At 64.9% G+C, this 23,080-nt stretch carries 31 protein-coding genes; 11 read left to right on the top strand and 20 right to left on the bottom strand.

Annotation, left to right across the window (positions count from 1 at the left end; translation table 11 throughout):
• The first annotated feature begins 235 nt into the window (after positions 1 to 235).
• Together IE191_RS19625 and rtcA are read left to right on the top strand one after the other, a co-directional pair.
• Positions 236 to 1,462: an RtcB family protein gene (locus tag IE191_RS19625; protein WP_191326080.1), complete on the top strand. Its 1,227-nt coding sequence runs from the start codon at positions 236 to 238 to the stop codon at positions 1,460 to 1,462.
• A 35-nt stretch (positions 1,463 to 1,497) separates the two neighbouring features.
• Positions 1,498 to 2,514 (top strand): RNA 3'-terminal phosphate cyclase, encoded by a 1,017-nt coding sequence (gene rtcA / locus IE191_RS19620; protein ID WP_191326079.1) that lies wholly within the window; start codon positions 1,498 to 1,500, stop codon positions 2,512 to 2,514.
• 9 nt (positions 2,515 to 2,523) lie between these two features.
• Here rtcA and IE191_RS19615 read toward each other — a convergent pair whose 3' ends face one another.
• The 4 genes from IE191_RS19615 to IE191_RS19600 all read right to left on the bottom strand — a co-directional run bounded on the left by IE191_RS19615 (position 2,524) and on the right by IE191_RS19600 (position 5,908).
• Positions 2,524 to 2,871, bottom strand: coding sequence for an Arm DNA-binding domain-containing protein (locus IE191_RS19615; RefSeq protein WP_229815688.1), 348 nt, complete (start codon positions 2,869 to 2,871; stop codon positions 2,524 to 2,526).
• Between the two features lie 359 nt (positions 2,872 to 3,230).
• Entirely contained in the window at positions 3,231 to 4,790 is a 1,560-nt protein-coding gene (locus IE191_RS19610; protein ID WP_229815686.1) for an ATP-binding cassette domain-containing protein, read from the bottom strand.
• A gap of 239 nt (positions 4,791 to 5,029) precedes the next feature.
• Positions 5,030 to 5,176 carry a hypothetical protein gene (locus IE191_RS19605; RefSeq protein WP_229815684.1) on the bottom strand — a complete coding sequence of 49 codons (147 nt, stop codon included), beginning with the start codon at positions 5,174 to 5,176 and terminating at the stop codon, positions 5,030 to 5,032.
• A 42-nt stretch (positions 5,177 to 5,218) separates the two neighbouring features.
• The gene (locus IE191_RS19600) at positions 5,219 to 5,908 is read right to left on the bottom strand and encodes a helix-turn-helix transcriptional regulator (RefSeq protein ID WP_229815683.1); all 690 of its coding nucleotides are present in this window, start codon (positions 5,906 to 5,908) and stop codon (positions 5,219 to 5,221) included.
• A 91-nt stretch (positions 5,909 to 5,999) separates the two neighbouring features.
• On the opposite strand from IE191_RS19600, the gene IE191_RS19595 reads away from it, so the two are divergent.
• The 4 genes from IE191_RS19595 (at position 6,000) to IE191_RS19580 (ending at position 8,791) form a co-directional block, all read left to right on the top strand.
• The gene (locus IE191_RS19595) at positions 6,000 to 6,575 is read left to right on the top strand and encodes a glutathione S-transferase family protein (protein WP_191326075.1); all 576 of its coding nucleotides are present in this window, start codon (positions 6,000 to 6,002) and stop codon (positions 6,573 to 6,575) included.
• A gap of 221 nt (positions 6,576 to 6,796) precedes the next feature.
• Positions 6,797 to 7,681 (top strand): DUF2268 domain-containing putative Zn-dependent protease, encoded by an 885-nt coding sequence (locus IE191_RS19590; protein ID WP_191326074.1) that lies wholly within the window; start codon positions 6,797 to 6,799, stop codon positions 7,679 to 7,681.
• 93 nt (positions 7,682 to 7,774) lie between these two features.
• Positions 7,775 to 8,179 (top strand): GFA family protein, encoded by a 405-nt coding sequence (locus tag IE191_RS19585; RefSeq protein WP_191326073.1) that lies wholly within the window; start codon positions 7,775 to 7,777, stop codon positions 8,177 to 8,179.
• A 177-nt stretch (positions 8,180 to 8,356) separates the two neighbouring features.
• Positions 8,357 to 8,791, top strand: coding sequence for a VOC family protein (locus IE191_RS19580; RefSeq protein WP_308432949.1), 435 nt, complete (start codon positions 8,357 to 8,359; stop codon positions 8,789 to 8,791).
• A 52-nt stretch (positions 8,792 to 8,843) separates the two neighbouring features.
• Here the strand turns inward: IE191_RS19580 and IE191_RS19575 are convergent, their stop codons facing one another.
• The 7 genes from IE191_RS19575 to IE191_RS19545 form a co-directional block, all read right to left on the bottom strand.
• On the bottom strand, positions 8,844 to 9,758 hold the full coding sequence (locus tag IE191_RS19575; RefSeq protein WP_191326072.1) for an alpha/beta fold hydrolase: 915 nt from the start codon (positions 9,756 to 9,758) through the stop codon (positions 8,844 to 8,846).
• Between the two features lie 3 nt (positions 9,759 to 9,761).
• A complete protein-coding gene (locus tag IE191_RS19570; protein WP_191326071.1) occupies positions 9,762 to 9,965 on the bottom strand; it encodes a helix-turn-helix transcriptional regulator in 204 nt (67 codons plus the stop codon).
• Entirely contained in the window at positions 9,965 to 10,366 is a 402-nt protein-coding gene (locus tag IE191_RS19565; protein ID WP_191326070.1) for a hypothetical protein, read from the bottom strand. The genes IE191_RS19570 and IE191_RS19565 overlap by 1 nt, the downstream gene beginning before the upstream one ends.
• Before the next feature lie 160 nt (positions 10,367 to 10,526).
• Positions 10,527 to 10,841: a putative quinol monooxygenase gene (locus IE191_RS19560; protein WP_191326069.1), complete on the bottom strand. Its 315-nt coding sequence runs from the start codon at positions 10,839 to 10,841 to the stop codon at positions 10,527 to 10,529.
• Positions 10,838 to 11,251 carry a PaaI family thioesterase gene (locus tag IE191_RS19555; RefSeq protein WP_191326068.1) on the bottom strand — a complete coding sequence of 138 codons (414 nt, stop codon included), beginning with the start codon at positions 11,249 to 11,251 and terminating at the stop codon, positions 10,838 to 10,840. The genes IE191_RS19560 and IE191_RS19555 overlap by 4 nt, the downstream gene beginning before the upstream one ends.
• Complete coding sequence (locus tag IE191_RS19550; RefSeq protein ID WP_191326067.1) at positions 11,248 to 12,042, bottom strand: alpha/beta fold hydrolase; 795 nt, start codon at positions 12,040 to 12,042, stop codon at positions 11,248 to 11,250. Before IE191_RS19550 ends, IE191_RS19555 begins: the two co-directional genes overlap by 4 nt.
• Positions 12,039 to 12,401 (bottom strand): nuclear transport factor 2 family protein, encoded by a 363-nt coding sequence (locus IE191_RS19545; protein WP_191326066.1) that lies wholly within the window; start codon positions 12,399 to 12,401, stop codon positions 12,039 to 12,041. The genes IE191_RS19550 and IE191_RS19545 overlap by 4 nt, the downstream gene beginning before the upstream one ends.
• Before the next feature lie 117 nt (positions 12,402 to 12,518).
• On the opposite strand from IE191_RS19545, the gene IE191_RS19540 reads away from it, so the two are divergent.
• Entirely contained in the window at positions 12,519 to 13,301 is a 783-nt protein-coding gene (locus IE191_RS19540) for a helix-turn-helix domain-containing protein (RefSeq protein WP_229815681.1), read from the top strand.
• Here the strand turns inward: IE191_RS19540 and IE191_RS19535 are convergent.
• A complete protein-coding gene (locus tag IE191_RS19535) occupies positions 13,282 to 13,986 on the bottom strand; it encodes a hypothetical protein (protein WP_191326064.1) in 705 nt (234 codons plus the stop codon). The genes IE191_RS19540 and IE191_RS19535 overlap by 20 nt on opposite strands.
• Before the next feature lie 125 nt (positions 13,987 to 14,111).
• Here IE191_RS19535 and IE191_RS19530 point away from each other — a divergent pair, with 125 nt between their 5' ends.
• Positions 14,112 to 14,714 (top strand): M23 family metallopeptidase, encoded by a 603-nt coding sequence (locus IE191_RS19530; RefSeq protein WP_191326063.1) that lies wholly within the window; start codon positions 14,112 to 14,114, stop codon positions 14,712 to 14,714.
• A 16-nt stretch (positions 14,715 to 14,730) separates the two neighbouring features.
• Here the strand turns inward: IE191_RS19530 and trpS are convergent, their stop codons facing one another.
• The 4 genes from trpS to IE191_RS19510 all read right to left on the bottom strand — a co-directional run bounded on the left by trpS (position 14,731) and on the right by IE191_RS19510 (position 18,496).
• On the bottom strand, positions 14,731 to 15,744 hold the full coding sequence (gene trpS, locus IE191_RS19525; RefSeq protein ID WP_191326062.1) for a tryptophan--tRNA ligase: 1,014 nt from the start codon (positions 15,742 to 15,744) through the stop codon (positions 14,731 to 14,733).
• Between the two features lie 193 nt (positions 15,745 to 15,937).
• Entirely contained in the window at positions 15,938 to 16,735 is a 798-nt protein-coding gene (locus tag IE191_RS19520; protein ID WP_191326061.1) for an alpha/beta hydrolase, read from the bottom strand.
• Between the two features lie 693 nt (positions 16,736 to 17,428).
• Positions 17,429 to 17,854 carry a VOC family protein gene (locus tag IE191_RS19515; protein ID WP_191326060.1) on the bottom strand — a complete coding sequence of 142 codons (426 nt, stop codon included), beginning with the start codon at positions 17,852 to 17,854 and terminating at the stop codon, positions 17,429 to 17,431.
• Between the two features lie 48 nt (positions 17,855 to 17,902).
• A complete protein-coding gene (locus IE191_RS19510) occupies positions 17,903 to 18,496 on the bottom strand; it encodes a hypothetical protein (RefSeq protein ID WP_191326059.1) in 594 nt (197 codons plus the stop codon).
• 245 nt (positions 18,497 to 18,741) lie between these two features.
• On the opposite strand from IE191_RS19510, the gene IE191_RS19505 reads away from it, so the two are divergent.
• Entirely contained in the window at positions 18,742 to 19,275 is a 534-nt protein-coding gene (locus tag IE191_RS19505) for a glyoxalase superfamily protein (protein WP_191326058.1), read from the top strand.
• A 50-nt stretch (positions 19,276 to 19,325) separates the two neighbouring features.
• On the opposite strand, the gene IE191_RS19500 is transcribed toward IE191_RS19505, so the two are convergent.
• Genes IE191_RS19500 through IE191_RS19490 form a run of 3 tightly spaced genes read right to left on the bottom strand, consistent with a single transcriptional unit; the run spans position 19,326 to position 20,680 of the window.
• Positions 19,326 to 19,682, bottom strand: a complete 357-nt coding sequence (locus IE191_RS19500) for a VOC family protein (protein ID WP_191326057.1) — start codon at positions 19,680 to 19,682, stop codon at positions 19,326 to 19,328.
• A gap of 21 nt (positions 19,683 to 19,703) precedes the next feature.
• Positions 19,704 to 20,123: a DUF4440 domain-containing protein gene (locus IE191_RS19495; protein ID WP_191326056.1), complete on the bottom strand. Its 420-nt coding sequence runs from the start codon at positions 20,121 to 20,123 to the stop codon at positions 19,704 to 19,706.
• The gene (locus tag IE191_RS19490) at positions 20,120 to 20,680 is read right to left on the bottom strand and encodes a helix-turn-helix domain-containing protein (protein WP_191326055.1); all 561 of its coding nucleotides are present in this window, start codon (positions 20,678 to 20,680) and stop codon (positions 20,120 to 20,122) included. Before IE191_RS19490 ends, IE191_RS19495 begins: the two co-directional genes overlap by 4 nt.
• Positions 20,681 to 20,796: 116 nt before the next feature.
• On the opposite strand from IE191_RS19490, the gene IE191_RS19485 reads away from it, so the two are divergent.
• Positions 20,797 to 21,369, top strand: coding sequence for a GNAT family N-acetyltransferase (locus tag IE191_RS19485; RefSeq protein WP_229815680.1), 573 nt, complete (start codon positions 20,797 to 20,799; stop codon positions 21,367 to 21,369).
• A gap of 78 nt (positions 21,370 to 21,447) precedes the next feature.
• Positions 21,448 to 22,467 (top strand): acyl-CoA thioester hydrolase/BAAT C-terminal domain-containing protein, encoded by a 1,020-nt coding sequence (locus tag IE191_RS19480; RefSeq protein WP_191326054.1) that lies wholly within the window; start codon positions 21,448 to 21,450, stop codon positions 22,465 to 22,467.
• A 259-nt stretch (positions 22,468 to 22,726) separates the two neighbouring features.
• On the opposite strand, the gene IE191_RS21190 is transcribed toward IE191_RS19480, so the two are convergent.
• A partial coding sequence (locus IE191_RS21190; RefSeq protein WP_229815679.1) for a hypothetical protein occupies positions 22,727 to 23,080 on the bottom strand: 354 nt, incomplete at its 5' end.

Genomic DNA, 23,080 nt, shown 5'->3' with positions numbered 1-23,080 from the left:
GTTAAATATCAATACTATGCGTGGATATCGAGTCGCCGCCGCCAAAACTGGCACGCCATGTGCAAAAGGAATAGCGTCGGGTCCGTCGAACAGCCCGACAGGTAAGCGGCAAGCGGGGCGGCCGGAATGGGCCGGCCGCCCCCAGACCGACCCTGACAGCGAATTTTGCCATGGACGGCCAGCGACTTGCCAATGCGGCGTCGCCGGCGCCATGATCACCATGCGGGAGGCCGGGATGGCTGAGACCAGTTACGAATTTCACAATGTCGATGGCGGCGTGCCGGTCAAGATGTGGACGCGCGGCGTGCCGGTCGAAGACGAGGCGCGCGCGCAATTGACCCGCGCGGCCCGGATGCCGTTCATCTTCAAGCACGTTGCCGCCATGCCCGACGTGCATGTCGGCATCGGTGCCACGGTCGGCTCGGTCATCCCCACGCGCGGCGCGGTGATCCCGGCGGCGGTGGGGGTGGACATCGGCTGTGGCATGATGGCCGCGCGTACCTCGCTGATGGCGCATGACTTGCCCGACAATCTGGAAGGCATCCGCAGCGCCATCGAACAGGCCGTGCCGCATGGGCGCAGCGTGGGGCGTGGGAAGCGCGATCACGGTTCGTGGGGCAACCCGCCGGCCGCGATCGTGGAGGCATGGGCCAGCCTGGCGGTGCGCTTTGCGCGGATCTGCGACAAGCATCCCCGCCTGAAGAATACCAACAACCTCACGCACCTGGGCACGCTGGGCACGGGCAATCACTTCATCGAACTGTGCCTTGACCAGGAATCGCGGGTGTGGGTGATGCTGCATTCCGGCTCGCGCGGAGTGGGGAACGCGATCGGGTCGTTCTTCATCGAACTGGCCAAGCAGGACATGCGCAAGTGGCACATCAACCTGCCCGACGCGGATCTCGCCTATTTCCCCGAAGGGACCGACCATTTCGACGATTATGTCGAAGCGGTGGGCTGGGCGCAGGATTTTGCCGCGCTCAACCGGCGGATGATGATGGCCCAGGTGATCGCCGCCTTGCGGAGCCAGATCGCCAAGCCGTTCGAGGCGGAACTGGAAGCGGTGAACTGCCACCACAACTATGTCACGCGCGAAAACCACTTTGGCGAAAACGTGCTGGTCACCCGCAAGGGTGCGGTGCGGGCGGCCAAGGGCGTGCTGGGCATCATCCCCGGCTCGATGGGGGCCAAGAGCTTCATCGTGCGTGGGCTGGGCAATGCCGAGAGCTTTGACAGCTGCTCGCATGGCGCGGGCCGCGTGATGAGCCGCACCGCGGCCAAGCGCCTGGTCAGCCTGGCCGACCATGTCGCCGATACGGCAGGCGTGGAATGCCGCAAGGACGTGGGCGTGATCGATGAAACGCCGCGCGCCTACAAGCCGATCGAGGCCGTGATGGCGGCGCAGGCCGATCTGGTCGAGATCGTCCACACATTGAAGCAGGTGGTCTGCGTGAAGGGGTGATCCCCGTTCACGCAGCGCCCAACCGAGAAGAGCAGATGATCATCATCGATGGATCGGAAGGTGAGGGCGGTGGCCAGATGGTGCGCAATTCCTGCGCGCTGTCGCTGGTCACCGGCCAGCCGTTTCGCATCACCAACATCCGTGGCAAGCGTTCCAAGCCGGGGCTGATGCGCCAGCATGTAACGGCGGTAGAGGCGGCGGCGGCCATCTCCGGCAGCGCGTGCAGCGGGCTGAGCGTGGGTTCCTCCGAACTGACCTTCACTCCCGGCAAGGCGCGGGCCGGGGACTATCGCTTCGCTGTCGGCACGGCGGGCAGCACCGGGCTGGTGCTGCAAACCGTGCTGATGCCGCTGCTTCTGGCTGATGGCCCCTCGCGCCTGGTGCTCGAAGGCGGCACGCACAACATGCAGGCCCCGCCGTTCGACTTCATCGAGCGCTGCTTTCTGCCGGTCATCAACCGCATGGGGCCGCGCGTGTCGGCGCGCTTGGTGCGGCATGGCTTCTACCCGCGCGGCGGCGGGCGGATCGAGGTGGAGATCGCGCCCGCGCCCCTGGCGCCGCTCGACTGCACCCGGCGCGGGGCGTTGCTCGGCGTGCGGGCGCAGGCGCCCTATTGCGGGTTGGCCGGGGAAATTCCCCAGCGGATGATTGATCGCGCCCGCAAGGAATTGCCAAACTGGGGCGCAGCTGATTTCGCCATCCGCAAGCTGCCTGAGGATCAAGGCCCCGGCGTGATTCTAATGCTGGAGGCGCGCTATCAGGAGGCGACGGAAATCGTCAGCGGCTTTGGCCAGTTGGGCGTGACGGCGGAGCGATTGGGCAAGACTGCGGCGGCGCGGATGCGGGGCTATCTGGAATGTGAAGCATTTGCTGGTCCCTATCTGGCAGATCAACTCATCCTGCCCTTCGTGTTGGCAGGCGGCGGCGCCTTCACCACGGTCAAGCCCAGCCAGCATCTGATCACTGCAATCGACATTGCGCAGCGCTTCACCGGCAGGGCAGTCAGGCTGGAGCAGCAAAGCGAGAGCGGCCATCGCGTTTGGGTTGGGTAACTGCCGCCGCTATAGCGGCCGTTCAGGCGCCTCCCGGAAATCCTCGGCCACCGCGCGGAACGTGTTGCTGGCGTGCTGGCGGGCCTCGACCTTCTTCTTGCGGCGCTCGACGGCCAGATCGCCGCCATCGCGAATCAAATCGCGCGCCTTGTCACGCAGGGCGCGGGCCTCTTTAAGCCCGACGTCCGGCCACTGGCCGAGAGACAGGCGCTTCTCGACGCCATGAAGGCGATATTTGAAGTACCAGATCTTCGCGCCGGAGGGTCGGACCTCAAGATAGAGGCCTTTTTCATCGGGCTTGCGGTAGGGGGAGTTTGAAGCCGAAAACCCGTTTATTTGCAGAGCTTTAAGCGACATTTGGGGGCAACGCCTTTTGCTAGGCTCCCGTTTCCCCCAGAAATGCCCCCACTTGGCGTGAAAAGTGGTGAGAAATCCTGGGACAAAGCGAGAACATCCGGAGGATAAGATCGACCGAAAATCTAGCCAAATCAATGCGTTGAGACGTTTTGGGAAGAAGCCCCTGGTGCACCCAATCGGACGAAACTGGGCACTCAGATTGTTGGGAAATTTTGGTCCCACGGCGCTGATCCGAGATAAGGGGCCTATCGACGGCGCTGCTAAGCTGTTGGACGAAGTCTCGGGCTACAAGACCTCGCAAACGAAGTAGCCACATTTCCCGAAAGCCTGCGGAAGAGTGGACGGCTCGAACGGGTACATCAAAGGCAGATGTGCCGGCCGACCTCCACGGCATGGGGAAACGCGGCATCGTGGCTGGCCACGATGATGGCGCCATCGTAGTCGCCGAGCGCTGCCTCCAGTGCCTCGATCGCATCGGCGTCGAGGTGGTTGGTCGGCTCGTCCAGCAGCAGGAGCTGCGGTGCTGTGGGGCCGCTCATCGTGCAGGCGAGCCCGGCCCTGAGCCGCTCGCCGCCGCTGAGCGTCGCGGTAGATTGCTCGGTGGCGCGGTTGCGAAAGCCGAAACGGGCGAGCGCGGCGCGGGCCTCCTGCTCGGACTGATCGGGATGCAGCCGGCGGTAGTTGGCGAGGATGGTCTCCGCCCGCTCCAGTAGGCTGACGTGCTGGTCGAGCAACGCGATTCCGCGTCCTACCGTCCACACGGTGCCGGCACTGGGCAACAGCGTGCCTCGGATCAGGTCGATCACCGACGTCTTGCCAGCACCGTTGCGCCCGGCGAGTGCGACCCGCTCCGGCCCTCTCACCTCGAACGACAACGACTCGAAGATTGTCCGACCGTCACGTTCCAGCTTCACGTCGTCAAAGACGACCAGCCGCCGGTCGGCCGGTAGCCTGCTCGACGGGAGGTGCATGGAGAGCGGCGTCAGCACCTCGACGCGCCGTCGTGCCGCGTCCCGCTCGGCCGTCGCATCTTCGAGCAGGCGGTCGGCGAGATGGTGGTCGCGCGCGGCGCTGCGTTCGGCGCGCCCCTTTTCGGCGTCGAGGAACATCTTGTCGTCGATGCCCTTGGCCCGCCATGCCCGCCCTGCCTTGTCGCGGCGCTCCTTGCGCTCGCGTTGCTGCTGGACCGCGCGGCCGACGCTTCGGACTTCCTGGCCTGCCCGTTCCAGCTCTGCCGCAGCGAGCGCCCGCGCCGCATCCCGCGCCGCCACATAGGCGCTCCACCCGCCGCCGAAGGTTTCGGCGCCAAGCGGCGACACGGTGACGATGCGGTCCATATCCTCCAGCAAGGCGCGGTCATGGCTGGCGACCACGACGCCTCCGCGCCACCCGGCGATCAATGCGGCGATGAGCGACCGGCCCTCTGCGTCGAGATTGTTGGTAGGTTCGTCCAGGAGCAGCAGATCGGCGTCGGTCAGGGTCGCGCGGGCGATGGCGAGACGGGTGCGCTCCCCGCCACTCAGCGATTCGATGCGACGGGTGAGCATGGCAGGATCGAGGCCGCATCCGCGAAGAGCCGCATGTGCGCGGGCTTCGAGCGTCCAATCGGCGTGGGCGGCGTCGGCGGCAGATCCAGTTCCGCTCGCGAGCCTGCCCAGCCGGTCGAGCTCGTGCGCCACGCCGAGCCCGGCGGCGACGCTGATGGATAAATCGGACCATGCCTGTTCCAGCACGGCTGTCGTACCGGCTCGCATGATGCTGCCCGATCGCGGCTCGGCAACGCCGGCCATGATGTTAAGCAGGGTCGTCTTGCCGCTGCCGTTGCGACCGACGATGCCCGTTCGCTCGCGACCGAAGGCGAGCGTCAAGCCATCGAACAGGGTTTTTCCGTCAGGCGTGAAGACCGAAATAGAATCCAAGGTGAGAAAGGCAGGCATAGGAAACCGGAACAGGAGGAAGAGTACGTGCGATCTGCTTCCTGTTGTTCACGGCATTGGACTCCTGTGCTTCCGGTGCCACCATATAGCCGAAACCTTCTCTAATTAGAAGGCCGGCTTGCCGATGCCTTCAATCGCCCGGCCGCAAATTCCCTGACGCCCGATGTTCTGCAGAACCCTGGTTTCAAAGATTGTGATCGTTCGGTGCGGTATCGAGGCTTTCATTGGCGCCGCGAGCCGTTGACGTGGTCGAAAGCGGCCAGCGCCCCGGTGGTAGCAAGGTGCAGGCTGGGTAAGCCGATGTCGCCGACCATCTCGCGGTAGCGCGCGCGATTCGCTCTCGTAGCGACGGCGATGTGCCGGATCATCTTCCATTTCACGCTATCACGACGGATCGAGTTCCCAGAACCTCATGCTGTCGGTGCCTTCGCCTTCCACTCAGCGGTCCGCAGCGCCACATAGTCGCGAAGGAGCCGTACCCGCCGCGGGCGAAAACTGTGTCCGCCGCGCTCGATCGCGACGATCCGGGGTACCTCGAAAGTCCGATGCGCCTCGCGCAACAAGCACCAGGCCACGAGCATCAACGTGCGCGGGCTGTAGGACAGGCCGAGCGGCAGGATTTCGCGTTCGGTCATCCGTTCGTTCGCATCGCGATAGGCGATGCGAACGCTGAATTCGTCCCAACACGCCTCGCGCAGGAGGGCGAGGTCGATCGTGATGGCGGCGCGCGGCTCCGGGGGACGCCAGGACCGCATGGTCGCATGTGCTGCCTGCCGCGCCTGCCGGTCGGGCAAGGTGGCGACGATCCGCGCGAGCGCGTTCCGCCCCGCCGTTGCGAGCGCGGTGTCGCCGAAGTCGCCGAGGCTTGCGATGCCGAGCATCAGCGCCTCGATCTCCAGGCGAGAGAAGCTCTGCGGCGGCAACGCCGGATCTTCGGTCAGCGTGTAGCCATAGCCCGCCGTTCCGTCGATCAGCACGCCGCCCGCCCGCAGCGTCGCGATGTCGCGATAGAGCTGCCGCGTCGAGATCTCCGTCTCCGCCGCGAGGCGCATTGCCGTCACCGGCTTGGGAAGCCGCCGCAACGCCTCCAGCAACCGCATCAGGCGATCCGATCGTGCCATCCCTGCTGCCCGAAAGTGTCAGGAGCCTCTTGGTACAAAGACGGCGTCATCCAACGCAAGGAACAAGCCGATGCGCACCCTCTACTACTCGCCCAATTCCCGATCCGACACGGTCGTCACACTCGTGCGGATGGTCGCCGCTGACATCGAGATGCGCGAGGTGACCATCGCGCGACAGGACGGATCGGGTGGCCGTGATCCCGCCAACCCGCATCCGGAGGGCAAGGTGCCCTATCTGACCGACGGCGACGACGCGGTGCGCGAGCGCGGCGCCATCATGCTCTACCTGACCGATGCTTATCCCGAAGCGGGTCTCGGGCCGCTGCCGAGCGACACGGGGCGTGGCGCCTACCTGTCGTGGCTGTTCTACTACCAGGGTGTAATGGAACCGCTGCTGATCCTACAATGGGCCAACGTGAGCCATCCCGCGCTTACTGCGAGCCTGCGCGACGTCGACACGATGCTGGAGCGACTTGCCGAGCCCTTGCGTCGCGGGCCCTGGCTGCTCGGAGACCGATTCTCCGCAGCCGACCTGCTGTGCAGCTCGCCGTTCCTGTGGTTTGCCGACATGATGCCCGCCGACCCTGCGATCCGCGATTGGGTGGCACGCTGCGCAGAACGCCTAAATGCCTGCGCGGGTTCGTGACGCCGGGCCCCGGTAGTTTTGGAGGAGTGGCGGATGATCCGCCGTCATTGACACGACGCCCAGCATATCCCCAGGCTCCCGCCCGCAACGTCGCGGCGGGAGCTCGACGGGCTTTGGGGAGGATGATGCGGAAAATCTCAAGATTGCGGCTGGCCCTCCTCACGGCCTCCGTCACCGTGTGCGTTTTGACCGGTGGCCTTTCCGCAATGTCCCATGGGGGATTGCGCTATGTCGATCTCGCAACGCCGTTCGAAATGGCTGCGATCGAAACCGCCGGGCGGCCCGGCAGCGTACGTGTCGCGACCATCCGGTCTCGTATCGAAGCGGTCCTGCCGGGGATTTATCCCGCCGGCCCCGCCACCGACAAACGTATCGCTATCGCCTTGCAAGGATTTCCCGGCGACAGACCCGGCTATGATCGGGTCATCTCCGTCTTTCCCGCTGCGTTGAGCGATGCAACGAAGCGCTTTCGCGCGCTATTTCAGGGGTTCGTATCACCCCTGCCTATCTACCTCTATCATTCGCTCGGCCAGCGCGATGGCGGGTCCGACTATCTCGAACCCGGTCATCGACACGTCATGCTCTTCGGAGCCGACATGATTGCGAAATATCATTCCGACGATTCGCTTGAGCCTTTCATGATCCACGAGCTCTTCCACCTTGAGCATGCTCGCCACTTCGCCGATTGCGAGGCGCTATGGTGCACCCTGTGGCAGGAAGGCCTGGCGGTCGACGCCACTGCAACGATGGTGCCGCAGGCGACGGATCATCAGTTGCTCCTCGACATCCCGGGTCCAATCCGGGCCGCCACCGAGCGCCGGTGGTCGGACGCGTTATGCTTCGTTGCGGCGCACTTCGACGATGTCGACGGTGCAGCCACCGCGGCAGCCCTGCAGATGGGCGGGAATCCCCCGGATGGGCTGCCGGATCGCTTTGGCTATTATGTCGGTGTCCGGCTCGCCCAGGCGACAGCTTTGCCGATCACGCAGCTGGCGCGCCTCGACAACGAGGCAGCGCAACCCGTTGTTCGTGCCGCATTGGCGAGGTTGATAAAGGACGCGCGCGTGACCTGTGCTACACGTCTGGACATCCAAGCGGCACCTTAGCAGCGTTGCGGCCTATCAAGCATAAAGGTTCCGCTCGACGGCAGCGACCCCACCGGCCAGCCGCGATCGATCGGGCCAAGCAAAGGATGGCGCATGAAAAAAGCGTATAACGGATCCTGTCACTGCAAAGCCATCACCTTCACGGCGGTGATCGATCTTTCGAAGGGCAGTGTAAAATGTAACTGCCGCCTTTGCTGGAAGCAGCGGATGTGGAAGACGGGCAGGATCGATGTCGCAGACTTCTCCCTTGTCGCCGAACCTGGAAGGCTAGGTGGCTTCATGGGAAAGCACCAAGGTACGCATCATTTCTGCAATAGCTGCGGCATCGCCACCCACACGCATGTCCGGCGTCCAGACGCTGGCGAGGAGTATGTGATGGTTCAGGTCGCAAGCCTCGACGACTTGCCGGTCGACGATCTGCTTGCCGCTCCACTGACCATCGTCGATGGCTTGCACGATCAATGGTCGGACGTGCCAGCGCAGATTAGCCACCTGTAATTGATGCCGCGACAACGTGGCCACTCTCTCTCCGTAAACGGCATAGGGTTTTTCGCGAAGCAGACGGCTGAGCCGAATATTTCCTGCTGCGCGTCGGAATCCAATGAAGTTGTGCGCCCTCGACATGCCGTACGGCGATCGGCAAGGCGGAGTCCGCGACCTGGCGGGGAACATCTGGTGGATATCTCGGCGCCTGAGCACCAATCCGTATTTCTGAAGTTTTTGGGTGACCACTCAGTCGAGGAAGTGATGCGGATCGAAGCTCTCAACCACGTCCAGTTGGCAATGCCGCCCGGCGGGGAGGATGCCGCGCGCCATTTCTATGCGGAGGTTCTTGGCATACCGGAAGTCGCCAAGCCGCCGCATTTGGCGAAACGGGGTGGCTGCTGGTTCGAACGCGGCGCCCTCAAGGTGCATCTCGGCGTCGAGCAGGACTTCCGGCCGGCAAGGAAGGCTCACCCTGCCTTCACGGTGACGAACTTGCCCCGATTGATTGTCCGGATCGAAGCTGCCGGGTTCCTCGTAGTCGAGGACGAGCCGCTCGACGGCTACAACCGGCGCTATGTCGCCGACCCGTTCGGCAACCGCATCGAACTGATGGAGCCGGTTTGATCGGTGACGTGCAACAGCGGGCGCATCTTTTCGTGCGCCCGCTTCGTGTTGTTCAACGCAGGAAGGTGTCCAGCGCCTCGGCAAACGCCTTCGGCTGGTCGAGCATGACGAAATGCGCCGCATTGGGGATGTCGACGAACGTCACGTGCGGCGCCGCCCCATATTCACGCTTGTACAGACCCTCGGCCACCGCCTTTGGCAGGGCATCGCTCCACGGATAGACCAGCGTGATCGGCGCCGTGATCTTCGCCATGTCGGGGCGCAGATCGGTGGTCAGGTCCTCGTACATGGCTTGCCCCGTCACGCGTGAGTCGGCCGCCATTCCCCAGGCCTTGACCTTGGCACGTGCGTCGGGCGTCGCGGCGAGGCCGTTGGCGGTGCGTTCGGCATTTGCGGCGCGCTTCGCGGGATCGCCAGCCGTTGCGACCAGCATGTCGCGCATCGCCGCTGCCTGTGGGCGGACCGCGTCGACCGTGGCGGTCGGGGCGAACAGCGCGCCATAGAATGGCAGCGAGTCGACGATCATCAGCCGGCCGACATGGTCGGGATGCGCCTTGGCGAACATCAGGCTTACGAGCCCACCCATCGAGTGGCCGACGATCGCCGGCTTGCCGAGCTTCTCCCTGACGATCAGCGTCTCAAGATCGGCGACGACGCCACCGAGAATGCCCGGCTTCAAATTCTCCCCGGGCGCATCGCCGCCAAAGCCGTTGACCTGAACGACATAGACACGGTGCGATCGGGCGAGGCCGGGGACGACGCCATCCCATACCGCGCGCGGCGAACTGAGGCCGGGGATCAGGATGACCGGGCTACCCCGGCCCGTTGCGACCACCGAGATATGAGGCATCTCCATGACCGGCGCTTTGGCCACAGCGGACGGGGCACAATGTCCGGCCGTGGGCTGAAGGACGACGCCCAGCGTGAACAGCGAGGCGGCGATACGAAGTGGCAGATGGCTGATCATGGTTCACTCTCCCTTGGATGGACGGACGAAGACGTCTTCGATGGCGAGGTCGAACACCTCGGCGATGCGGAATGCGAGCGGCAGTGATGGATCGTAGCGGCCGGTCTCGATCGCGATGACGCTCTGTCGCGACACCCCCAATCGTTCGCCAAGATCGGCCTGGCTCCACCCGTGCTCGGCACGGAGGCGCTTCAGATGGTTCTCCATCAGCGGCGCTCGATCACGCAATTGACCAGCGCGCCGGCCGCGAAGCCCGCGAACCAGATGACTGCGACCCAGAAGACGGCGAGGTGCGGGGCGAGGCCGTAGTTTTCGAGGAACCCCCAGACCGTCGACAGCCCAAGCGCGGCCGCTGAAGCGATGAGCGCCTGCCGAATCCGCAGCATGCGTAAATATTCATCGCCTTCCTCGACCAGATACCGGCCGATCACGCCGAAGATGGCCACGATCGACAGGCCCGGGACCAATGCCGCTGCATATGCCAGGACGCCCGCATTGCCGGGATGATCGCGGAACCAGAACGAGCCGAGGATCAGCGACGCACCATAGACCGCGGATGCGATCAGGATGTCACGATTGTACCGGCGCCGGGCGGTGTGTCGCTGCATGTAAGCCTCCATCGAATCGGTAAAGGAGGCTTTACATGTAAAGGACAATTTACGTCAAGCACCCTTTACCTCGATGGGAACCGTGTTGTTGCTCACGGAGAAGGACGGATGGGTTTGCAGACGGCCGTCTTGGGCAAGCCGCGAAGCCAAGGACCTGCCGTCAATCCGCGCGCACGACCGTCCAGATGCCGATCTGCCGGGGGGTGTCGAGGATGTCCTTTAAGCTGGCATGCCACGCGGCTCGGTACGGGCGGCTCAGCTGGACGTTGAGTACATCCTCTCGGTCTGCCCAGGTCTCGTGGAGCTGGAAGACAGTCGGCCGGTCCGGATCGACGTGCAGCGCGGCGCGAACGAATGTGGTCTCATGCCGCATCGCATCGAGCACCGGGTCGAGCAGCGATCGGAAGCGGTCGACCCGATCCGGCTTGACGTGGAAGGTGATCACATAGGTCTCCGGGTGTGCCTGCGCGGTCATGAGAAGACCACCGTGACCAGCGCTTCCGCGACGGGCGTGCCGCCGTCGCTCGCGATCTCGACCCTGACGACATGTTGTCGCTTGCCGCTGCGCGAGGACCGTCCGGTGGCGACCAGATCGCAACCGGCCGCTGGCGCGAGATACGTGATGCTCAAGCTGCTGGTGGCCCCGCCATCGGGGATGTTTCGCGCGCAGGACACCGCCGTGGCGACCGCAGTCACGTCTGCCATGGTTGCGATCACGCCGCCATGGACGACGGTCCTGACCGTAACGTTGGCGGCGGCGAACGGGAGCGTGAGCTGGACCATTCCTTGCTCGATCCGCTCGATCGCCAATCCGAGCGAGCGCGCCAAGGGCGATCCGAGCAGGCGGTCGGCGATGATGGCCTCAGCGGTGGCGATCTCGATCATGGCGTCACCCGCCGGGCAACGTCGCAGGCGAGCCGGTATGCATGCGTCACCATGACCCCATGCGCCACGCCGTCGTAGACGACGAGGTCCGCAGCGGGAATGGACGCGGCATAGGCCCGGCCGCTGCTGTCCAATGGCGCGGACACATCGCGGTCGCCGTGGATGATCGTGACCGGCAGGTCGATCGCGGCGGCGTCCGTGGAGAGATCGCTCAGCGCGATCGTCCGCTGGAATTCGACGACGGCGCGGCGCGAGCAATCGAGCACCATCGCGGCCATCCAGTCGTTGATGCGCTCGGGCGTCCCCGGCGCAAAGGGTTCGATATTGGCGTCGATCCAGCCGGACAAGTCGGACGCGAGCTGCCCGCACAGCCCATCCACCATGTCGGGCGTGATCCCGTCGACACCGACAACCCGCGGCCCCGTCGCGCCCACTAGGATCAACCGGGCGACGCGCGCGCGGCCGTGCCGCCTGAGATAGCGGATCGCTTCACCGCCTGCGCCGGAATGGGCGACCAGCGTGACGCCATCGAGGTCGAGCACATCCAGCACGGACGCGAGATCGTCGGCAAGGCTGTCATAATCGTAGCCCGGCCGGTCGGTGGATCGGCCATGGCCGTTGCGATCATAGGCGATGGTGCGAACACCGGCGGCATTGAGATGGAGCATCGTCTCGCCCCAGATTCGCCCATCCATCGCCCAGCCAGCCATCAGGACGACGGGCGGTCCTTCGCCCCAGTCACGGACGAACAGCGCATGGCCCGGCCCACGCGGGATGAAGGCCGGGCTCATGCGACGGGCCGATCGAGGAAACCGATCACCTCGGCGATCCGTCCGTCAGCGGCAAGCCGGACGATGTCGGTGCCGCCGACGATCGGCGCGCCATGCTCAGGCGCCAGCGTCCAGGAAAAGCGCACGAAGCTGCCATGCGCGTCGGGGGTGCCGCGAAGGGTGAAGGCATGCCCCGGAAACTGCGCCCGGGCGTCGGCGATCATCGCGGCGATGCCGGCATGGCCCTGACCCGCCATCATCGGGTCGGCATAGCGCGCGTTCTCGGCCCATCCGTCCGACAGGCGGCGGTTCCGCGAGACGGCGTCGGGGTCGTTCCAAAGCGCCAGATAGTCGCGCGCCAGCGTTTCAGGGTCGGTCATCATCCATCTCCTCAGGTTGCGGGACCAAGGATGCGGCTGACCGGGAGCCAAGGCGATTACCCAACAGGTAATGGCGTCGCGCCGGCACCACGATAGGATGCGGCTATGGCGACACGAGTGACCACCGTAGGGGACGTGCTCCGCGACTGGCGGGCGAGGCGGCGACTGAGCCAGCTCGACCTTGCCGGTGAGGCGGACGTGTCCACCCGCCATCTCAGCTTCGTCGAGAGCGGTCGGGCGGCACCCAGTCGCGACCTGCTGCTACGGCTCGCCGAACCGCTCGCGATGCCGCTTCGGGAACAGAACCGGCTGTTGCTCGCGGCGGGCTATGCACCCGTGCATGGCGAACGGGCGCTCGACGCTCCCGACATGGCGGCCGCGCTGGCGGCGGTCGACGCGGTCTTGCGCGCGCACGCTCCATTTCCGGCGCTGGCGGTCGATCGCCACTGGAACTTGGTTCGCGCCAATGACGCGGCGACTGCGATGCTGGTAGGCATCGAGCCGATACTCCTGGAGCCACCCGTCAATGTGCTGCGGGCGACGCTCCATCCGAAAGGCTTGGCGCCGCGCATCGCGAACCTCGCCGAATGGCGGCACCATCTCCTCGCACGCTTGCGTATGGATATCGATCGTTCGGCCGATCCGGCGCTCGAAGCGTTGCACGCCGAACTGCGAAGCTATCCGAGCCCCGTCAGCCGCGAGCCGCACGTCCCGGTTGCCCGCATCGCGGTGCCGCTGGCGATCCAGAGCGAGGCGCACGGTCGCGTACTGTCGTTCCTGTCGACCACCACCGTCTTCGGCACGGCCACGGACGTGACGCTGGCGGAACTGACGCTGGAATGCTTCTACCCCGCCGACGACGACACGCGGCAGGCGCTGCTCAGCGGTTCACGTCCGTGATCGAGCGTGTGACGTGCCCCTGATCGTCGAGAAAGTCGATCGTCGCACGGCCGTCGGCTGCGACCTTGAGCTCCAGGCGCTTGCGGCCGTCCGGATCGCGCAGCGCCAGCACCGATGCCTTGTCCGGTGTGCGACCGAGGAAGGCACGAGGCGCCACGCCGACGCCAGCAGCGCGAATGGCAGCGTCGCGCTGCGCGCTGGCCGGCTGCCGGACCAGCCGCGCCACGGTCGGGAAATCGACTGGCCGGTCGGGACGATCGTTGATGGCAAGCCCAGCCTGCCGGGTCTGTCCCGCTTCGTCGCTGCTGAGCGCCACCGTCTGGTCCTGGCGCCAGCGGTCGAAGGACAGGGCGCCGAGATTGGTCGGCTTGCCGTCCTTCAGCGCGCCGGAAAAGACCAGCCCGCCATTCTCGGTGCCCTCGTCATTGTAGAAGATCATGCCCGCCTGGGGGCGATCGGGATGCGGCGTCTCGCGCCCTGCTACGATGATCCCCGGCATCCGGTCACGCGAGGCGATCGTCATGCGCAAGGTGCCGTCGGGCTCGCGGATGTTGATGCGCTGGACGTCGATCGTGTCGAACGCGGCGGTCTTAGGGGCGGCGTTCGCGCCCAGCATCAGCCAGGCGATGGCGAGCGTGGTGACGGCTGCATAGGCGCCGATCGCTCGCGAGGCATCGATTCTCATGCTCAGTCTCCCCCGGGTTCGCGCAGCGAAGCCATGCGCCAGCCTCTCGATAAAGCTATACTGCAAGTTGCCAGGGGGGGCCATGAAAGAACTTCCCGCGCCGTCACAATGGAGTGGATTTGCCCATGCTTCCCATCATCGCCGCACTTCTTTCCGCCATGCCGGGGCCGCCGCCCAGGGCCGTGATGCCGAAAGGCGCAATCCAGGAAATTACTCTCGCGCCAATTTTTCGATATCGCTTCATGTGCTCGGAGCATCCGGCAGGCGAGTTGGACTATGCGGGTGACGCACTGGGCGCGGATTGCCTCGTCTTCGGCGGGATGGACGGCGACACGGGTTTTGCGAAGCTCTATCGAGGCGATGGTGGCGTCAATGCGGACTGGTACGGATGGCATACCGACGTGCTGGCACCAGTCAACGGCGTGGTGGCGTTCGTCTACGACAATCCGCGGGTCAATACGCCGGGCAGGCTGGGGCCGCCGCCCGCAGGCACCGTCCGCATTCGGACCACGGATGGTGTGATCGTCACGATGGGTCATCTGACCAACCTGCGCGTGCATGTCGGCGATACCGTCGCGGCCGGTCAGGTTCTCGGCGTCGACGGCAACAACGGCAACGCCAGGGCGCCGCACATCCATATCGGCGCCTACCGCGAGGCCAACAACGAACCGCTCCAGATTCGCTGGGATCTGCGGGCACTCGCCAAGACGACGCCCTTCGCAGGATAGGTGCTCCCGTTGATGGTCAGAGCCGAAAGAGGCCGAGGCCATCGATCACCTCCGCCTTGGTCTGTTCGGTGAGGCCGCGACCACGCGCGGTGCCTGCCCGCAGGATGTCGAGAATCGTATCGGGATCCTTGGCAAGCGCGGCGCGGCGTTCGCGGATCGGTGCGATCGTGTCCTGAAGGATGCCGGCCAGGCGGCGCTTCAGCACCATGTCGCCGAGGCCGCCCCGGCGGTATTCCGCCTTCAGTGCTGCGACCGCGTCGACATCGGGGTCGAAGGCGTCGAGATAGGTGAAGACCACATTGCCCTCGACCCGGCCGGGGTCGGCCGCGCGGAGATGATCGGGATCGGTGTACATGCGCTGGACAGCGAGGGCGATGTCGTCGTCGCTGGCCGACAGCGGGATGGCATTGCCCTGCGACTTGCTCATCTTCTCCTTGCCATCGACGCCGGGTAGCCGACCGCTCGCCGGGATCAGTGCGCGGGCCTCCGGCAGCAGCGTGCGCCCGACCTGACGATTGATGCGGCGGACGATCTCGTTGGTCTGCTCGATGATCGGCGCCTGGTCCTCGCCGACCGGGACGACGCTCGCCTTAAAGGCGGTGATGTCGGCCGCCTGCGCGGCTGGATAGCAGAGGAAGCCGGCGGGGATGTCGCGGCCGAACCCGCGCGCCTGAATCTCGTCCTTGATCGTCGGGTTGCGCTCGAGGCGGGCAACCGACACGAAGTTGAGATAGAGCAAGGTCAACTCGGCAAGCGCGGGCAATGCGGACTGCACGCAGATCGTCGACACCGAGGGGGCGATGCCGACCGCGAGATAATCGAGCGCGACCTCGATCACGTTGCGGCGGACCTTGCCCGGGTCGTTCGCATTGTCGGTCAGCGCCTGCGTATCGGCCAGCAGGACGTATTGCTCGTGGCTGTACTGCAATGCGACCCGATTGCGCAGCGACCCGACATAATGGCCGAGGTGCAGCGGTCCGGTGGTGCGATCACCGGTCAGGATTACGGGCCGCGAGGATCGAGGGGACATAGGGCAGTTCTCCGAGGGGAAGTGCCGCTGCTGTCGTCGGTTTTCGGATATGACGGGCCGCCGAGAGCAGCGACCGGGTCAACGAGGAAATGACAGGCCGCGCTTAGATCGCGGGCCACCAGCGTTGCGAAAGGATCGACATGCGGGCTGTCATGCCGCCATCATAGCGGATCGCGGCGGCAAGCCAAGCGCGTCACCGAAGGGCGTTTCCAAGGAAAACCAGTGCCGATGCAAGGCGGCCGTCGGCATCGTCGCCATGCCCAATTCCGGGAATGAGGCACCAGTCATGGGGCACGTCCAACTCGCCCATCAAATCATGCAAATACATGGCGCCATCGTGTAACCTGAACTCGTCGCGATCGCCGCATTCGAGCCGGATGGACAGTCCAGACGGCCGGATGGCGTCGCGCCGGCTACGCAAAAGCGCGGGCACACAATTCTCTGCATAGCGCTCGGGTGTTTCTCCCATGCTGCGGTTCAGTTCGTCAAGGATTCCAGGCCGATTGTGCTCGGGCACGGCCATGGAGCGTTCCGCCGGAAAGATCGCAGGGCAGGATGCCGCGACGGCCCGGAAGCGGTCCGGCTGACGGAAGGCAAGCTTGAGCGCACCATAGCCGCCCATCGAAAAACCCAGCGCGGCGCGGATGCCGTTCAGCGGGAGCAGCGTTGCGACCAACTCCGGCAGTTCAATCGCCACCAGCCGCTCCCACGCAGGGCCGCCTAGCTGGTCGATATAGAAGCCATTGCGCGTCGGCACGCTCGCGCAGGCCACAATCGTGGGCGGCAGCGTGCCATCCATCCATGCCGCGTCATAGGTCGGCTTGGACGACTCCAATATGCCGGCGGATGACATGGCGCCGTGAAGATGGAGGATCAGCGGGAGCGGCCCGGTCGATGACAATGGGGGCGGCATCAGCACGGCATATTCAACCTGTTGGCCGGCCTCGCGGCTATCGAATACGTCCGTGATCAGGAGGCTGTCACGCGTCATTGTCGTGTTCCGTTCCTACGCGTGACCACGCTGTCATCGAAGCGGTTGCGAGGCAGGGGATCGTACTTCGAGGATCTGCGGGGCAACCTGCAGATCGCCATGACTCTGGGGATACCGTCCGCTTCCGCAGCTCGGCCTCTCCCGTTCTGGATCAGCGACCGTTCAAACGGCAATCGATCGTCCCGCGTCCGGTCGACGCATCCCAGTCGAGGAAGGTAACGGTCACGCCGTGCATGCGGCCCGCGCCATCCCTCGCCCGGCACTGCTGTGACGCACCGGGCCGCGTGGGGAGATACAGAGGGCATTCGACATGGTTGGTGCGCAACCCGGCTCTCAAAAGCGGCGTCATGCACGCTGGTCCGACTTGTCCTGACGGCATCATCGACCCCCGCGGCCCCGGTCGACCGAACTGCCGCCGGGGAGCACGATACCGCTGCGGGTAAACGGTGTTGGCCTCGCCGACATGAGACCCCGGGCCGAAACGAGGGACCGGAGCGACAGGTTCTACCACCTGCGCGATGGCGACGCCTCCGATCGCCATGCCGGCAATGGCGAGCAACCCTAGCTTTGCGCCGACAAACCCCGATGCACGATAGGAAACGGCGCCTTGATGATGACTCTTCATCAGGTCAATCTCCGATAGAAATCAAGCGAGTAGCTTTAGGTGGCTGGCGATTTGCGGTCTGGTTGACGCTAATCGGGCATCCACTGCGCAATCGTCCATTCATGGCCGGATGGGTCGCGCACCCGGCCATAGAGTTCGCCCCAGAACTGGCGTTCCATCGGCACGACGATGGTTGCGCCCGCCTCTAGGGCCGACCGCCACGTCAACGCAGCGTCCTCGACCTGGAGGTGAAGCGTGACGGTCGTTCGGTTCCGCTCCGTCGGCGCGACGCTGCCGCCGCCGTAGGAGGCGGAGTCGCTGAACTCGTCCATCACGATCAGTGTCGAACCGCTGATGACGAGGCGCAGGTGCATGATGCGGCGCGAGCCGTCATTGGCCGGCATGCGGGCGACCTCGATTGCGCCGTAGGCTTGCTTGTAGAATTCGGCTGCGGCGGCGGAGTCCGCGACGGTGAGGATCGGCGTGACGCCGAGCGGCGGTTCATCCGACGACATGGCCGCGATCCTCCAAAATGGGCGGGGCCGCGCTTGCGTTGCTCGCCGTCACAATACCGTCCACCGCTTGGCGCCGAGCCATTGTGCCAAGGCACGCTGCGGATCGTCGCCGTCCGAACCGGGGAGCATCGCGACCTCGCGGCCATCGGGCTTGACGATGACGAAGGGATCGAACGAACCGTTGCCGTTCCGCCGGTAGCGATGTTGCTGGACGACGAGGAAGCCGCGCCAAGGACCGTTGCGCAGGACGCCGTACAGGGCGCCGTCGGTGACGTAGCGGATGGCCCCGGTGCGGACCGCAACCTGATGGATCGCGGGCGAGGTCGCATAGGCGTCCGCCTCGACATAGACATAGCCGCCATCAAGAGAGAAGTCGGGATTGGCGAGGCTGGACAGGTTGCGCTTGGGATCGTTGGAGTAGCGGCCACGATAGAGTTCGCGGCTCTGCCCGGTGCGCGTGTCGGTCAGCCATAGCGATGCAGGCGCTTGGCCGCTCGCGCCGGCGGTGCCCCGGGTGGGCCGGGTCGAGGCGACGAACCTGCCATCGGGCGAGCGCGCGCTGGGGCGATCCGCCGCCGTCGCAGGTGGCGGCAGCATCACCGTAGAGATGGTGAGCATGATCGCTGGTCGCAGGATTCGCATGATCTCTCCTTCGTTCAAACGGTGAATGCAGTGGGACCGCCGCCGCATGCTCGGCCTCGGACCGGTCCGATTGACAGGTTGGTCTCGTCGGCGCAGTCTTGTCGCTGGCTGATGCCGCCGGCCGCTCGCGCCTGACAGGGTATGGTGAAGGCATCGCAACGCATATCCTTTCACCGGACAGTCCACCGGCGATGGATCGGCAAGGCGAGCACCCGATGACCCGTCGCCGGATTTGAGGACCTGTCATGACCACGATCGATCAGGCCAAAGCCATGGCCAAGAGGTTGCGTGCCGCGTTGTCCGCGCACGGCACGGACATCCCGCATTCCACCAGCCTCGAGCTGGTCGCGTCCCAACTCGGCCACCGCGACTGGAACACCGCCGCCGCCCGCCTGCCGGCTGCCCAAGCCGAGGGCATCACCTTCCGTCAGGCGATCCCGATCCTGCGGATCTTCGACGTCGCCAAGGCACGCGAATTCTACTGTGACTTCCTGGGCCTTTCCGTGACGATGGAGCATCGGCACGAGCCGGGCCTGCCGCTCTACATGGCGGTCGAGCGCGCCGGGCTCGAACTGCACCTCAGCGAGCATCACGGCGATGCCAGCCCCGGCTCCACCTGCTTCGTCTGGATGACGGGCGTGGTCGGCTTCCAGGCCGAGTTGATCGCGAAGAACTATGGCTATGGTCGTCCGGGTATCGAGGACCTGCCGTGGGGACGTCAGGTCGAGGTCGCCGACCCGTTCGGCAATCGCATCCGCTTCTGCGAGCGGAAGGGATGAGCGTTGGGATGGTCGCTTCGTGATCGGTAGCATGGCGACCATCCCAACCATCACGCCGCCTCGTGGGACAGGATGTTCAGCAGCCGTCCGAACGGATCGCGCACGAAGAAGCGATGCACGCCCCAGGGCTCATGGGCTGGGCCATAGGTGATCTCGTGCCCGGCCGCGACGAGCCGCATGTGCACGCTGTCCAGATCGTCGACCTCAATGGATAGGTCGGGGACGGGCGTGCCGGAGCCGCCTTCACTGGCGAAGCTGACCTGCGGCACCGCATGGCCGGACCCGACGAAGGTGACGATCCAGCCATGGTCCATGCCGATCGTCATGCCCAGCATGTCGCCGTAGAAAGCGCGTGCGCGGCCGACGTCGGCAGTGGCGATGTTGGGAACGATCCGGGTCACGCTCATGCTCGTCTCCCTTGCTGACCGTCAGTCGTCTTCCCAGGCGATGGCAGCGATGCGCCAGCCCTGCTGTTTCCTCACGAGCTGGATGAACTTGGCGCCGCTGCCCGCATAAGGCGCGCCCTCCCGCCATCCGCTCTTGGCATAGGTCGAATGGCGGGAGGCAATGCCGCGCAGTACCTGGGTGCTGGCGCCGGTCTCCCATTCGTGGAAGTCCGCCAGCGTGCCGTCGGCCAGCATCCGGGCACGCGGTGCGATGAAGGTTTCCACCGTCATCGTGTCGATGCCCGTGGCGCCAGCGCGCACGATCATCGCTTCCGGCAGGAACATGTCGACGAGTCGATCCGCAGCGCTCCTGCGGCCACCACGGTTATCGAAGGCCGCGTAGAAGCCCGCCACCAGCGCGTCGATCGCCGCCTCGTCATCCCGGCTGGCCTCGATCGTCATAGCAGCGCCGGCGTGCCGACCCACAGCATCCGCACCGCCGTCGTTCCGTCGTTGCGCATGCGATAGGGGTGGCGCTGTTCAAAATGCGCGCTGTCGCCTGCGTTAAGGGTGAAATGCTCGCGCCCGACCCAGACGTCGAGCCTGCCTTCGAGCACATACCAGAAGCCTTCGCCTTCGCGGTGCGAGATCGGTGATGCATGACCCGGCGGCACCGTCATGTGCAGCGCTTCCATCCGCCGCTCGGCATGGCTGCCGCTGAGACGCACGTAATCGACCGGACTGGTGCCGACATGCAGATGCTCTGGTGCATCGGCACGGCGGACGATCTGGCCGGGTGACGGAATGCCGATGAAATAGCCCGTCTCGACGTCGAGCGCGGATGCGATCTGGGCCAGCGAGACGAGCGACGGCATCGCCTGGTCGCGCTCCACTTGCGACAGGAATGGGACCGATAGTCCGGACGCCGCCGCCAGGTCCTTCAATGTCATGCCAAGCCGTTGACGACGTTGCCGGATCGCCCCGCCGATCGGCGGCGGGGCGGCGTCCTGTTCATGCATCGCCGTTGCGGTCCTAGCCACGCCTGTCCTTCTCCAATGCCATCAAATGCTAGCTGACTCATATGCTGCTGTCAAAATAGTTTGACAGAATCAGAGGGGTTATGATGCGATCAGGTATGGAGGTCGTGATGCACGAGAGGATTTCGCAAGGCGACATGGCGGGCGCTGCCATCGCGACCGATCGACTCAGCCTGCAGGCTCCGGATCTATCCGATTTCCCCGACATGGTCGCCCTGTGGAGCGATCCCGACGTGGTGCGCTACATCGGGGGCCGCGTGTTCTCGGATGAAGAAATCTGGCAGCGCCTGCTGCGCTACCGCGGGCATTGGGCGCTGCTAGGCTATGGCTATTGGACCATCCGTGAGCGGGGTACTGGCGCCTACGTCGGCGAGATCGGCTTTGCAGACTGGCACCGGTCCGGCCTGCCCGAACTCGGGGGGAGCCCGGAGGGCGGCTGGGTGCTTCGCCCTTCCATGCACGGCAAGGGCTATGCCAGCGAGGCGCTAGCTGCAGCGTTGGCGTGGCTGGATAGGACAATGAAGCCCCCGTCGTCGGTGTGCATCATTGCCCCGGACAACGTCGCGTCTCTCAAGATGGCAGAGCGCTCCGGCTACCGTATCGTTCGCAAGGGAATCTACCGGGACAGCGAGACCTGCATCCTGATGCGCGAGCATGCGGGAACAGGATGATTGCCGCCGATCGGCGCAGCGTATGGCAAACGAAACGGATGATTACGACAGGCGGGCGGATTTACGGATCGGCATAACTTGGAAGACGGCATGGACAGGCATTTTAGGTCGATAATTGAAGGGTGGCGTCGCGTCGTCAACGAAGGCGACGTGGCATCGGCACGGGCGATCACGACCGGCCTGACGCTCGCGGCCTGCCTGTTCCCTTCCTCCGCCGTGGCGCAGCAGCCATTTCGCATGCCGCCGCCCGAGGTGGCGCAGCCGGCACCCGGAGGTGTCCGCATCACCGAGGACGGGCTGGTCGCGAACTGGTATGCCGTTTCTCGACAAGGGGCTTCGCGGGCGCCGGTCGTACTGCTGCTGGGCGGATCGGAAGGAGGGATTGGCGCCGGGGCTGGCCGTCAAGCTGCCGACCTCGTCGCGCATGGCTTTGCCGTGCTGCATCTTGCCTATTTCGGTGCCCCCGGATTGCCGCCGCGGCTCGACATGGTGCCGCTTGAATATTTCGATCGTGCCCTCGTCTGGATCAAGCGACAGCCCGGCATCGATCCCGCCCGCATCGCCGTGGTCGGTGCCTCGAAGGGGGCCGAGGCGGCGCTACTCGTGGCATCCCGGCATCCCGAACTTCACGCAGTCGTCGCCGGCGCGCCATCGGCGGCGGTCTGGCCGGGGATCGATTTCACGGGGCGGGACACGGGCTCGTCCTGGACATTACGGGGAAGGCCATTGCCGTATCTGCGCTACGGCCCCGCGGCGACCAGCATGTTCGACGGATACAAGACCGGACTAGCCACGCTGCCGGAGCATCGAGATGCCGCGATTCCGGTAACTCGGATCAAAGCCAAGGTCCTGCTCGTCTGCGGTCGTTCCGACACGTTGTGGCCATCCTGTCCCATGGCGGAGCAGGTGCAACGAGCGATCGGACCAAAGGTAACGATTCTTGCCTATGAAGATGCCGGTCATGCAGTTTTTGGCCCTCCCATTCAGGTCCGCGCTGCAGCCTATCACTCGCTCGGGTCCCTTGGCGGTACGCCGGAGGGGAACAACGGCGCCCGGGCTGATGCATGGCCTAAGGTCCTTGCATTTCTTGGCGACTGAAGGTCTCTTAAAGGAGGCGCTTATCAACCGAGAGAACGTAAAGGATTCATTACCCCGGTAACGTAACGAGCATCTTCACGGCAGATCAAAACCGTGATCGCCGAAGGTTACCGATTGGGATACGGTTGCAATGCTCTGGTCGATTGGACAGTAGGTTCGACTGACAACGAAAGCCATGAATCGAAATCGTGGTTCGACTTCCCATTTCCGGCAATCGTCGTACTATATGGCACGGCTAGTCTATACCCAATCCATCACTTCACCCGCAGGTCAGGCGATGCTCAGGCAGGACGTCGAGCAGGTAGAAGGTCCGGCGCAGGTCATACTGATCGCCATGATCATCGCCGATCTGCCGGTCGCCTGCGCGATCGAGGAATGCCAGAGCGGCATTGATCGGCTGCTTGCCCGTCAGCTCCTCGCGGGCGTCGCCGTCACTTGTCCGCGAATGGAGATCCTTGTCGTTCAGCACCGTGATGCGCCACGCATGCAGTAAGTCCCTGGAGCGCCTTTGCCAGCCTTTCGGCATATCGCGGCGATCGAAGGCCGGTAGCTGTTGATTGCCACTGAGAAGTGACCCGGGATTTCCATCGAGAATTGACCCGGTTGGATATGT

It is taken from the genome of Novosphingobium pokkalii (assembly GCF_014652855.1).
Lineage (GTDB): Bacteria > Pseudomonadota > Alphaproteobacteria > Sphingomonadales > Sphingomonadaceae > Novosphingobium > Novosphingobium pokkalii.
This window is presented reverse-complemented; position numbering and strand designations above follow the sequence as displayed.